14 protein-coding genes are annotated in these 11,474 nt (G+C 66.4%); 6 read left to right on the top strand and 8 right to left on the bottom strand.

Going from position 1 to position 11,474, the window contains the following annotated elements:
• Positions 1-58 precede the first annotated feature (58 nt).
• The 3 genes from ACW17Z_RS07155 to ACW17Z_RS07145 all read left to right on the top strand — a co-directional run bounded on the left by ACW17Z_RS07155 (position 59) and on the right by ACW17Z_RS07145 (position 2,536).
• Positions 59-1,678: an NAD(P)/FAD-dependent oxidoreductase gene (locus ACW17Z_RS07155; RefSeq protein ID WP_492058158.1), complete on the top strand. Its 1,620-nt coding sequence runs from the start codon at positions 59-61 to the stop codon at positions 1,676-1,678.
• 241 nt (positions 1,679-1,919) lie between these two features.
• A complete protein-coding gene (locus ACW17Z_RS07150; protein WP_492058157.1) occupies positions 1,920-2,321 on the top strand; it encodes a hypothetical protein in 402 nt (133 codons plus the stop codon).
• Complete coding sequence (locus ACW17Z_RS07145) at positions 2,318-2,536, top strand: helix-turn-helix transcriptional regulator (protein ID WP_492058156.1); 219 nt, start codon at positions 2,318-2,320, stop codon at positions 2,534-2,536. The genes ACW17Z_RS07150 and ACW17Z_RS07145 overlap by 4 nt, the downstream gene beginning before the upstream one ends.
• A 4-nt stretch (positions 2,537-2,540) precedes the next feature.
• On the opposite strand, the gene ACW17Z_RS07140 is transcribed toward ACW17Z_RS07145, so the two are convergent.
• Together ACW17Z_RS07140 and ACW17Z_RS07135 are read right to left on the bottom strand one after the other, a co-directional pair.
• Entirely contained in the window at positions 2,541-3,716 is a 1,176-nt protein-coding gene (locus ACW17Z_RS07140; protein WP_492058155.1) for a patatin-like phospholipase family protein, read from the bottom strand.
• A gap of 149 nt (positions 3,717-3,865) precedes the next feature.
• Positions 3,866-4,072 carry a cold-shock protein gene (locus ACW17Z_RS07135; protein WP_062148808.1) on the bottom strand — a complete coding sequence of 69 codons (207 nt, stop codon included), beginning with the start codon at positions 4,070-4,072 and terminating at the stop codon, positions 3,866-3,868.
• A gap of 352 nt (positions 4,073-4,424) precedes the next feature.
• On the opposite strand from ACW17Z_RS07135, the gene ACW17Z_RS07130 reads away from it, so the two are divergent.
• The gene (locus ACW17Z_RS07130) at positions 4,425-4,598 is read left to right on the top strand and encodes a hypothetical protein (RefSeq protein ID WP_419320186.1); all 174 of its coding nucleotides are present in this window, start codon (positions 4,425-4,427) and stop codon (positions 4,596-4,598) included.
• Between the two features lie 11 nt (positions 4,599-4,609).
• Here the strand turns inward: ACW17Z_RS07130 and pgsA are convergent, their stop codons facing one another.
• On the bottom strand, positions 4,610-5,227 hold the full coding sequence (gene pgsA / locus ACW17Z_RS07125; protein WP_419320187.1) for a CDP-diacylglycerol--glycerol-3-phosphate 3-phosphatidyltransferase: 618 nt from the start codon (positions 5,225-5,227) through the stop codon (positions 4,610-4,612).
• A 228-nt stretch (positions 5,228-5,455) separates the two neighbouring features.
• Between pgsA and ACW17Z_RS07120 the strand changes: the two genes are divergently transcribed.
• Both ACW17Z_RS07120 and ACW17Z_RS07115 read left to right on the top strand, forming a co-directional pair.
• Complete coding sequence (locus ACW17Z_RS07120; RefSeq protein WP_492058154.1) at positions 5,456-7,060, top strand: sensor histidine kinase; 1,605 nt, start codon at positions 5,456-5,458, stop codon at positions 7,058-7,060.
• 2 nt (positions 7,061-7,062) lie between these two features.
• Entirely contained in the window at positions 7,063-7,953 is an 891-nt protein-coding gene (locus ACW17Z_RS07115; protein ID WP_492058153.1) for a kinase, read from the top strand.
• Positions 7,954-8,048: 95 nt separating this feature from the next.
• Here the strand turns inward: ACW17Z_RS07115 and ACW17Z_RS07110 are convergent, their stop codons facing one another.
• The 5 genes from ACW17Z_RS07110 to ACW17Z_RS07090 form a co-directional block, all read right to left on the bottom strand.
• Positions 8,049-8,597: a hypothetical protein gene (locus ACW17Z_RS07110; protein WP_492058152.1), complete on the bottom strand. Its 549-nt coding sequence runs from the start codon at positions 8,595-8,597 to the stop codon at positions 8,049-8,051.
• Positions 8,598-8,675: 78 nt separating this feature from the next.
• Positions 8,676-8,918: a hypothetical protein gene (locus ACW17Z_RS07105; protein WP_492058151.1), complete on the bottom strand. Its 243-nt coding sequence runs from the start codon at positions 8,916-8,918 to the stop codon at positions 8,676-8,678.
• A 43-nt stretch (positions 8,919-8,961) separates the two neighbouring features.
• Positions 8,962-10,872, bottom strand: coding sequence for an excinuclease ABC subunit UvrC (uvrC, locus tag ACW17Z_RS07100; protein ID WP_492058150.1), 1,911 nt, complete (start codon positions 10,870-10,872; stop codon positions 8,962-8,964).
• A 19-nt stretch (positions 10,873-10,891) separates the two neighbouring features.
• Positions 10,892-11,170 (bottom strand): type II toxin-antitoxin system RelE/ParE family toxin, encoded by a 279-nt coding sequence (locus ACW17Z_RS07095; RefSeq protein ID WP_492058149.1) that lies wholly within the window; start codon positions 11,168-11,170, stop codon positions 10,892-10,894.
• A complete protein-coding gene (locus tag ACW17Z_RS07090; RefSeq protein WP_492058148.1) occupies positions 11,167-11,466 on the bottom strand; it encodes an antitoxin in 300 nt (99 codons plus the stop codon). The genes ACW17Z_RS07095 and ACW17Z_RS07090 overlap by 4 nt, the downstream gene beginning before the upstream one ends.
• Positions 11,467-11,474: the final 8 nt, after the last annotated feature.

Raw genomic sequence — 11,474 nt, 5'->3', positions numbered from 1 at the left:
GGAAGCGGAGTCGCGTCGCTTTCTGGCGCGCGGGCCGTCTTCCCGCTAAACCCGCGTCATGTTGCGCATTTCCGAACTGAAGCTGCCTCTGGGCCATCCGCCCCAGGCCATCGAGACGGCGATCCATCATCGCCTGGGTCTGCCGACCGGCGACGTGCTGTCGTGGGCCGTGGCCAAGCGCTCGCACGACGCCCGCCGCAAGGCGGCGATCCTGATGGTCTATTCGGTCGACGTGACGGTGCGTGACGAGGCCGCCGTGCTGGCCCGGTTCGCCGACGACAGCCATGTGCGTGTGGCGCCTGACACGGCGTATCGCCTGAAGGCCCGCGCTCCCGAGCCGCTGAACGCCCTGCGTCCTGTGGTGATCGGCGTGGGGCCCTGCGGGCTGTTTGCAGGCCTGATCCTGGCCCAGATGGGCTTCAAGCCGATCATTCTGGACCGCGGCAAGGTGGTGCGCGAGCGCACCAAGGACACCTGGGCCCTGTGGCGGCGCAGCGAGCTGAATCCTGAGTCCAACGTCCAGTTCGGCGAGGGCGGGGCAGGCACCTTCTCGGACGGCAAGCTCTACAGCCAGATCAAGGATCCCCTTCATCTGGGCCGCAAGGTGCTGGAGGAATTCGTCAAGGCCGGCGCGCCCGAGGAAATCCTGACCGAGGCCCATCCCCATATCGGCACCTTCCGGCTGGTGACCATGGTCGAGAGCATGCGCGAGACCATCGAGGCGCTGGGCGGCGAATATCGCTGGCAGCATCGCGTTGACGAGATCGACGTCGAGACCGCCGCCGACGGGTCGCGCAGGATCAGGGGTCTGAAGCTGTCGACCGGCGACTATCTGGAGGCCGACCGCGTGGTGCTGGCCGTCGGCCACAGCGCTCGCGACACCTTCCAGATGCTGTACGATCAGGGCGTCCATATCGAGGCCAAGCCGTTCTCGATCGGGGTGCGGATCGAGCATCCGCAGTCGTGGATGGATCGGGCGCGTTTTGGCACCCATGCCGGCCATCCGGACCTGGGCGCTGCCGACTACAGCCTGTCGCATCATTGCAAGGACGGCCGTACCGTCTACAGCTTCTGCATGTGCCCCGGCGGCACGGTGGTGGCGGCGACGTCGGAACCGGGCCGCGTCGTGACCAACGGCATGAGCCAGTATTCGCGCAATGAGCGGAACGCCAATTCCGGTTTCGTAGTCGGCATCGACCCCGAGCGCGACTATCCTGGCCACCCGCTGGCCGGGATCGAGTTTCAGCGCAAATGGGAGAGCCTGGCCTATGTCGCCGGCGGCTCCAGCTATGCCGCCCCGGCCCAGAAGGTCGGCGACTTCCTGGCCGGCCGCCCCTCGACCGATCTGGGCGAGGTGGCGCCGTCCTACAAGCCGGGCATCACCATGACCGACCTGTCGGCCTGCCTGCCGGCCTTCGCGGTCGAGGCCATGCGCGAGGCCCTGCCGGTGTTTGGCCGCCAGATCGCCGGCTACGACCACCCCGACGTGCTGCTGACCGGGGTCGAGACCCGCACCTCCTCACCCATACGGATCACGCGCGGCAAGGACTTCCAGAGCCTCAACACGGCGGGCCTGTTCCCGGCCGGCGAGGGGGCGGGCTATGCCGGCGGCATCCTCTCGGCAGCGGTCGATGGCATCAAGGTCGCCGAGGCGGTGGCGGCGGCGTACGCCACCTAGACGTCATCGGGAGGCGGTCGGGGTCATGGCGACCGGCGGCTCAACTGGCGGTCCCGGCCCGCGCCAGTCAAACCTCGCACTGTCCTTGCAGCGGTGAGTCCCGGCCTTCGGCCAGGGGCGCTGGTGGGACCCGCCATCGCGTTCGCCTGACTTGACTCGATGTTATATATATCTAACATCGAGTCTGGTTTTATGGACGTGAAGGGGTTCAGCTATGCCGCACAGAGAGAAGCTCGCCTGGATGACGCTGCTGCTGATTGCAGCAACCTACGGGCCCTATTTCGCCCACGTAGTGATATCGCCGCCGGCGCCCGGCGTTCTGCCGAACCTGCCGCAGTTGTGGTTGCTGGCGCTGGCGGCGGGCGGCAACGGCGTGCTGCACATTCTTGGCCGTATCGCCTTGCGGGTCGGGGCGCCGGAAGACGCCCGCGCGCCAGCCGACGAACGCGACCGCGACATCCAGCGCCGCTCCAGCATGGTGGCCTACTATGTGATGATGATCGGAATGATGCTGGTCGGCATGGTCATGCCGTTCACGACGAGCGGCTGGGAACTCGTCAATGCTGCCCTGCTGGCGATCGTACTCGCCGAGATCACCCAGAATGGCCTGGCGGCCTGGAGTTATCGCCGGAGCGCGGCATGAGCGGCGGGATGATCGTCAACCAGATCCGCACTCTGCGGTTTTTGGCGGGTGAGATGTCTCAGGCTGAACTCGGAAAGCGGATCGGACTGACCCGTCAGACCGTCGCGGCCATTGAAGCCGGCAAGTACTCGCCGACCCTCGAGGCCGCCTTCAGGATCGCCGAAGTCTTCGGCAAGCCGCTCGAAGAGGTGTTTCAGTGGTCCAGCAAGGGCTAATGCGTCACGGCGCCTTGGTCGGCTCCGCCAGCGCATCCGGGGTCTGCCAGGCCTTGCCGCTGAGGGCGCTGTCATAGCCCAGCTTGAACAGCGCCTTGCGATTGGCGGCCTTGAAGTCGAGGCCCGAGGTATCAGCGTCGGCCTCGTCGGGGATGGCGGCGAACATCAGCGAGCCGCCGTTGCGGCGGGCGAAGGCGGCGCTGGCGGTCAGGTGTGTGCGCATCTGGGCCTTGCTCATGGTGCTCCAGGCCCGGCCGACAATGGCCAGGGTTCTGCCCTTGGTGAAGGCGAAGCTCCCGCCGATCTTGCCATTGACGATCACGCGGATATTGCCCTGTTGCGCCGTGTCCTGGCCCTGGATGGATACAGGCAGGGTCCAGAGCAGCAGACCCTCGGGCGCGACGAAAAACGGCGTACTCACACCGCCATCGACATGCATTTCCGACAGGCTGCGACCCTTGCCCTGAACCTCGATCAGGGTCGGCGGGAAGACACCCGGGATGCTGGCCGACGCGACCAGAACGTCCTGGAACAGCTTGAGGGCAGCGGCGTCGCCACGCGAGGCGATCGCGCCCATGTCCCAGATCACCGTCTCCTCGGTGTCCAGATTGGTCGTGGCGATCAGCAGGCTGCGACCTTGGGCGTGCTCGACCGAAATGGCATATAGCAGCGGCGGATCGACATAGGCCTCGACCAGTCCGCGCAGGGCGGTGTTGTTGTAGACGCTTGCCCGGAACAGGAAGTCCAGACCCCGCCGCTGGAGAATATGATCGGCCGCCTTGCTGGTGTAGGCCTCTGTCAGACGCTTGTCCCAGTCCGGCCCCAGAAAGGCGAAGGGCGCGGTCAGGGCCCCGGTGCTTACGCCGGTGACGATATCGAACTGTGGCCGTCCACCGGCCTTGGTCCAGCCGACCAGAAGGCCTGCGCCGTAAGCCCCGTTCGAGCCCCCGCCGGATACGGCCAGCACGTTCAGGTTTCTTCGGTCCGCCGTGCGGGCGCGGGCCGCCTCCGCAAAGCGGATACCGGCGGCCGTATCGCCGGCGTTGAAGCGGATGTCGCTCAGACCCTGCGGAGCGCCGCCCAGCATATCGCCTGCGCTATAGGTCTCGCGGGGCAGGGAGCCACAGGCGGCGAGCATCAGGCTGGCCAGCAGGACGATCAAAATCCGGGCCGTGCGCATGCGGGGCCAACCAAGGCTAAGGGAGCGTCGCCAACCTAGTGCGGCCGTCTCCGAATACAAAGGACCCTAAACGCAAATAGGCCGGCGCAAGCGCCGGCCTATAGGAAGCTTTCGAAGAGCGCCGGCGTATCGGCGCTTTTCTGACTGGATTAAGCTTGCAGCTGGCCAGCGGACATCTTGCCGCTGCGCTTGTCTTGTTCCAGTTCGTAGGTGATCTTCTGGCCCTCATTGAGGGTGCGAAGGCCGGCGCGTTCAACGGCCGAGATGTGCACAAAAACGTCCGAGCCGCCGTCATCCGGTTGGATGAAGCCGAAGCCCTTGGTGCCGTTGAACCACTTAACGGTGCCGGTAGCCATGGTGTGTAGTCCTTTGGATAGCAGTCGCCGCCGGAAGCGTTCCGTTCGACGATCAAATTTCGTTGGGGATCGGTAGGCGCGTCCGGCGCTTCCTCGAAGGAAGCATGGAATAGCAGGCCGAACGGCAGCGAATTCGATAGCTTCATGATGAGGGTTTACGGCCGCGCCAGCAAGGGGAATCTTGAGCTCAGCTTTTCACCGCCTCTGGCGAACGCTTCAGATCTTCGCGATGAGGTCGTGTTGGCCCTTTGCGGCGAAGTCTGGCGAGGGCAGGTCCTGCGACGAAACAGCCTTGCGGCCGCCGCTATTGCGAGTCATTCTCAATAACATCTCCAGGCCACAGGAGGCGAGGATGGTATTGCAAACAACCGGTGCGAACTGGCTGACCCTGATGATGCGCGCCGAACGGGCGCGTCGGGGCTTTGATCCGCTGGACAGCGAATGGCTGCTGTATGGCCCGACCGATCCGGACGCCGTTGAGGGTGGAGTCGAGGATGACGCCCCTGATCTGCTGGCGGCTGAATAGGCGGTTGCGGTCTAGGTCAGCGCCTTGCGGGCCGCTTCCCAGTACTGGGCGCCGGTGATCAGGGTGATGATGGCCGCCAGCCACAGCAGGCCGTGGATCGCCAGAGTGGCGGGCCCCACGACGTCCGGGGTGTCGGGCAGGCCGAAGGCCCCCCACGACGCCAGCACCATCTCGGCGCCGATCGCCACCAGCTGCAGGGTGGTCTTCCACTTGGCCAGCACGGTGACGGGCAGCTTGATCCCCTTGCCGGCCCCGACCTCGCGCAGGGCGCTGACGGCGAATTCGCGGAACAGGATCAGGCCGGCCGGCAGCACGATCATCGGGTTGGGTCCCAGGGCCATCAGACCCAGCAGGGCGCCGCAAACCAGGATCTTGTCGCCGATGGGATCGAGGATCGCGCCCCACACGGTGACGGCGTCGAGCTTGCGGGCCAGCCAGCCATCGAAGAAGTCGGTGAGGGCGGCGATCACAAACGCCCAGAACGCCCAGCGTTCCAGCCGCAACTGATCTTCCAAGGTCAGGCGTTCGCTGAGATAGGGCAGCGCGCCGGCGGCGGCGGCCAGCGCCACGAACATGAACAGGGCGACGACAAGGCGCGATGCGGTGAGGATGTTCGGAAGATTCTTCATGGTGAGTTTCTAACGCGGGAAATGGTCAAAGGGCTACGCCGCTGTAAGACCTAAACCATAACGGGCATTTTTCGTAGCAGGGAACTCGCCCACTCTGGCTATACAGAGGACAAGGGAACGAGGCAGGAGTTCGGGGTTTTGCGAAGTCTTGATCGCATGAATCTTCTGGATCGTGTCCGGCGCCAGGTCCGGGGGCGCGTCAATTCTGTTCGCGTCCGGCTCATTCTGTTGACGGTCAGCCTGCTGGTTCCCGCAGTGCTGAGCATGGGCTTCCTGCTGGCAGGCGCCGATCGTCATGGCCGCGCGCAAACCTACCAGCAGATGCTGACAACGGCCCGCGCCCTTTCGGGCACCGTGGATCAGCAGACCGCCGTCGGGATCGCTGTCGTCGAGACCCTGGCCAGCGACCAGGCCCTGCAGGCCGGCGATCTGAAGGAATTTGACGCCCGCGCCCGCCGCGTGATGGAGCTGCGGACGGGCTGGGTCGTGGTGACCGACGTCGCCGGCCAGCAGCTCATCAACACCCTGCGCCCCTATGGCTCGCCCCTGCCCCAGGTGCAAAGGCCACAACAGCTGACCCAGGCCCTCATGGCCGGCGAGAGCAGGGTGTCGGATCTGCGGGTTGGCCGGGTGTCCAAGAAGCCGGTGATCACCGTAGGGGCCCGGGTCGATATCGAGGGTCAGCCCCATCTTCTGGCCTATGTGGTCGAGGCCGCCTCGTTCACGTCGGTCTTCCGCCAGCAGCGTGTTCCCGATGGCTGGATCGCCACCCTGGTGGACAGCAACTACAAGGTCATCGCCCGCTCCGCCGACAATGCCATGTGGACCGGTCGCACCGTACCGGCCGCGACGATTGAAAGCCTGAAACGCGCCCACGAGGGTATCGGCAAGAGCGTATCGCTCGAAGGCGTGCCGACCGTGGTGGCCTATACGCGGTCGGCCCAGACGGGCTGGACCCTGATCGTCGCGCTTCCCCGCGCCGAGCTGGATGGCGCGGTGATCCGGTCCGTCGCCGTCGCCACCGGCGTCTTCGGGCTGCTGCTGGTGTTGGGCATCAGTATGGCGCTGTTCGTCTCGCGCGGCATCAATCGCCAGGTGAGCGTCCTAGTCGCCGCCGCCCGCGCGATCGGCGAGGGGCAGCCGGTGGGCGAGCCGAGCGGGCGAAGCCTCGAGGAAGTGGCCGCTATCCATGACGCCCTGGCCGTCGCGTCCCGTGAACTGAAAACCCGCGAAGACCGCCAGAAGGTGATGATCAACGAGCTGAACCACCGGGTGAAGAACACCCTGGCCACGGTTCAGGCCCTGGCGCGCCAGACGTTCGGCAAGCTGGAAGGGGCGCCGGTCGAGATGTTCACGGAGCGGCTGATCGCCCTTTCGGCCGCCCACGACCTGTTGACCCGCAGCGGTTGGAGCAAGGCCGACCTGGACGAGTTGATGCGCGTCTGCACCCGCGCCCACGGCGAACGGATCGCCTATTCGGGGCCGCCTGTCTCCCTGGATCCCCACACCGCCGTGGCCCTGTCGATGGTGTTTCACGAACTGGCCACCAACAGCGCCAAGTACGGCGCCCTGTCGGCCCCGGCCGGGCGGGTCAGCATCGACTGGCGGATCGATCCGCAGACCCGGGTCCTGACCCTTGTCTGGGTCGAGACGGGCGGCCCTGCCGTGACCGCGCCCAGCAAGCCGGGTTTTGGCACGCGGCTGATCGACAGCTCGATCCGTCGGGAACTGAAAGGCTCGCCCAGCTTCGACTTCCGGCTCGAGGGGCTGGTGTTCGAGGCGACCCTGCCCTTGCCGGCGGCGGACGCCGTGCGCTGGGCCAATCCGTTCTGAGCATGGCGCCCGACAGCAGAGAGGTCGCCGCCTTCATGGCGCAGGCGGGACTGCCGCCGCGCTTCGCCGATCTGGCCGACCGGCTCCACATCCCCCTCGCCGCGCGGATCGCCCAAGCGTCTGCCGGACGCGACAGGCCGCTGGTGGTCGGCCTCTGCGCGCCGCAGGGCGCCGGCAAGTCGACCCTGACGGCGCTGGTGACCCGGCTGCTGAGGGGCCAGAGCCTGAAGACCGCCAATCTGTCGCTGGACGACCTGTATCTGACCCACGCAGAGCGTCTGGTTCTGGGCCGGACGGTCCATCCCCTGCTGCGCACGCGCGGGGTTCCGGGGACCCACGACATCCCGCTGGGTCTGAGCGTGCTGGATGCTTTGGCCCTTCCGGGCCGTGTGCTGCTGCCCCGCTTCGACAAGGCCGCCGACGATCGGGTGCCGGTCGCGGACTTCGAGCCCTTCGAGGGACCGGCGCAGGTGATCCTGCTGGAGGGCTGGTGCGTGGGCGCCCGGGCCCAGCCGCAGGCGGCCCTTGATGAACCGGTCAACGCCCTCGAGCGCGAGGAAGACCCCGCGGGCGTCTGGCGGGGCTTTGCGAATGCCGCCCTGGCGGGCCCCTATCGCGCGCTGTTCGACAGGATCGATCTTCTGGTCGCGATGACCGCCCCCGACTTTGCCACCGTGCGCGCCTGGCGGGGCCAGCAGGAGCAGCGCCTGCGTCACGATCTGGCCGCTCAGGGTCGCGACCCCCGGCTGGCGATGGACGAGATGGCCCTGGACCGCTTCGTCGCCCACTATCAGCGTCTGACCGAGTGGATCGCCCGCGATCTGCCGCCCCGCGCCGACATCGCCATCCGTCTGGACGCGGCCCGTGAGCCGGTCGAGATGCGGGGTTTCTAGAGCATTTTCGAGCGAAGTGGATTCCGGTTCGCGTGAAGAAAATGCGTTAAAACAAGAACTGGAGCTCCGGACTGACGCAGTCAGGACGGAATGCTCTAGTCTTCCACCGTCCGCACGCGGTCGATAACCCGCACGGTATAGCAGCGGCGCTTGCCCAGTTCGGTGCCGCAGAAGCCGGGCTCCTCGGAGCCCTCCCGCAGCCTGACCCAGCGGTCGCGGTTGCACTCGAACCAGGCGTGCTGGAACTCCAGGTGATCGATGTCCTGATGGAAGACCGGGACCCGGTTGACCGAATAGAACCGCACCATGCCGCTGAGGCCGCCGAAGCTGCCCCGGCCGTTGACCAGCCCGCACACGCGGCCCGTGCGGGTGGACCAGACCGCGCCCAGATCCAGCGGATTGGTCTGGTTCAGCCGGGTCTTCAGATTGGCCCGCACATGGCCCCATTCGGCCCGGGCCTTGGGCTTTTCGACCAGCATCTGCTCGGCCGTCGCCGGGGGCAGGGTGGCGTTGAGGCTTTCCACGCGCATCAGATCGATGACGCCGAACACCAGCGCGCCCAGGATCGCGACCACGATCACACCCGAGAGGATGCGCGGCAGCAGCGGCATGCGGCGCGGCTTGTCCCAGACCGGTCTCGTCATCGGCGTTCTCCCATCCCTGCGGGCGAGAGTGCGCAGCACTGTCTTGTTTGACAAGTGTAAAAGATTACAAGATTAAACCTAAATCTCTGGCTTCGTTCCGTCGGCCGCCCCGTCCTCGTCCTCCTCTTCGCGCGCGATCGATTCCGATCGCGGGGGAGGCGGCGGATCGGCGGTAAAGAAGGCGCCCAGCAGCATCATCATGCCGGCCAGTGGGGCCATGGCCCGTTTTGAGCGCCTGGCGTTGCGGACGCCCCAGATCGCTGCCGGCGTCAGAACGGCGATGACGGCCAGGGTGATCAGGATCGCGATCAGATCGGACATTCCCCTGATGTGGCCCGCCCGGGCCGCGTCACAAGGCCTGGCTTCAGCTCTTGCGGAAGAAGGCGTGGATGCGCTCGGCCAGGGCCTGGCTGACGCCCTCGACTTTCAGCAGGTCTTCGACCCCCGCGCGGCCGACCCCCTTGGCTGAGCCAAACGCGTGCAGCAGGGCCTTCTTGCGGCCGGGACCCACGCCCTCGATCTCGTCGAGCGGGTTCTTCTTCAGGTCCATCGAGCGGCGCGTGCGGTGGGCGCCGATGGCGAAGCGGTGGGCCTCGTCGCGCAGGCGCTGCAGGTAGTAGAGCACCGGCGACTTCGGCTCGAGCATGAACGGCGTCTTGTCAGGCATGAAGAACCGTTCCAGGCCGGCATCTCGGTCCGGACCCTTGGCGACGCCGACCACGGCGATGTCGTCGACGCCCAGCTCGGCCATGATCTCCAGCGCCGCGTCCAACTGGCCCTTGCCGCCGTCGACCAGAACCAGATCGGGGCGGTTGTCGCTGTCACCGCCTTCCTCTTCCTTGACCAGGCGGGCGAAGCGGCGCTTCAGCACCTCCTTCATCATGCCGTAGTCATCGCCGGGGGTCAGCTCGGTGCTCTTGATGTTGAACTTGCGGTACTGTCCCTTCATGAAGCCGTCCGGCCCGGCCACGATCATGCCGCCCACGGCGTTGGTGCCCTGGATGTGGCTGTTGTCATAGACCTCGATCCGCTCGGGCGCGGTATCCAGCCCGAAGGCTTCGCCGACCCCGGCCAGCAGCTTGGTCTGGGCGCTGCCCTCGGCCATCTTGCGGCCCAGCGCCTCGCGGGCGTTGGTCAGGGCGTGCTGCACCAGATCAGCTTTCTCACCACGCCGGGGCACGGCGATCTCGACCTTGCGGCCGCTTTTCAGGGCGAAGGCCTCGGCCAACAAGGCAGCCTCTGCGGGTTCGATATTGGCCAGGATCAGGCGCGGGATCGGCTTGTCGTCATAGAACTGGCCGAGGAAGGCGGTCATGGCCTGGGCCTCCTCGCTGACGCCTTCCTCCTCGGCCGCGCCGGTGATGCGGGGGAAGTAGGCGCGGTTGCCCCAGTTCTGGCCGGCCCGGAAGAAGAACACCTGCACGCAGGCCTGGCCGCCCTCGACGTGCAGGGCCACGACATCGGCCTCGTCCACGGTCTCGGGGTTGATCTGGCTTTCCTGGGCCACCGAGGAAAGGGCGCGGATGCGGTCGCGCAGTCGGGCGGCGCGCTCGAACTCCAGGTCCTCGGCGGCGGCCTCCATCTCGGCGGCCATGGTCGCCATCACTGCGCGGGACTTGCCTCTTAGGAAAGCCTCGGCCTGGTCCACCAGGGCCTGATAGTCGGGGATACTGACCAGCCCCGTGCACGGCGCCGCGCAGCGCTTGATCTGGTACAGCATGCAGGGCCGGTCGCGGCCCTCATAGACGCTGTCGCTGCACGAGCGCAGCAGGAACGCCTTCTGCAGGGTGTTGAGCGTGCGGTTCACCGCCCAGGTGCTGGCGAACGGCCCGAAATAGTCGCCCTTGATCGTGTGGGCCCCGCGATGCTTGCGCAGCTGCGGGGCGTCATGGTCGCGGCGGATCATGATCTCGGGAAAGCTCTTGTCGTCGCGCAGCAGCACGTTGAAGCGCGGCTTCAGCGACTTGATCAGATTGATCTCGAGCAGCAGGGCGTCGGCTTCGGTGCGGGTGGTGACGAACACCATCGACCGCGTGGCGTCGACCATGTGGGCGATGCGGTTGGTGTGAAAGCGGCCCTGGGCGTACTGGATCACCCGCTTCTTCAGGCTCTTGGCCTTGCCGACATACAGGACCTCATCGTCCTCGCCGATCATCCGATAGACGCCGGGCCCGTCAGGCAGGCGCGCGGCCTCGTCCTTGATCAGGTCGGCGCCGCGCAGGGCGGGGGCGTCTTGGACGGTGGGGGAGGGGCTGTCGTCGTTCACGACGGACATATAGGCGAGTCTGGGCGGTTCAGCGACGTTCAAGGCTGTGGAACACGCGGGCGACAATCACGCGCTCTCCCTGCACGGCGTATTGCAGGACATAGCCCGCAGAGCCGAAAGGAACGATGAGTTCCCTCAGATTGTCCCGCACCAGGCGGCCGCGTTCGGGAAAGGTTGCGAGGCTCTTGGTCGCCGCGATGATCGCTTGGGTCGCCCGTTTTGCCGAGCCGGGTGCACGACCTGCAAGCCAGCCTCGCAGGTATTGGATGTCTCGCCGCGCTTCCGCCGAGAGTTCAACAGCCTTCATCCAGCGGTTCTGGGCCTTGGCTCAGGTGGGGGCAGTTCGTTATCGGTATCCCAGGATGCGACCCAGCGCTCCACGTCTGCCAGGGGTATGCCGCCCTCGCGTTCGGTATTTTCGGCGATGCGCTGGACCTCGTTCCAGTGCGCCTCGCTGTCGTTGAAGCCGCGGTCATTGCCGAACACCAGATCGAGGCCTTTAGCGGCCAGGTCCTCGACACTCTGACCCGTCGCCTCGGCGCGCGCCTTGATGCGCTGGGCCAGAGCCGCGTCTATCGTCAGGGTCAGTTCACCGTCGGCCATGCCGAGAT

This window comes from Caulobacter sp. GSs2 (assembly GCF_058680895.1).
This window is presented reverse-complemented; position numbering and strand designations above follow the sequence as displayed.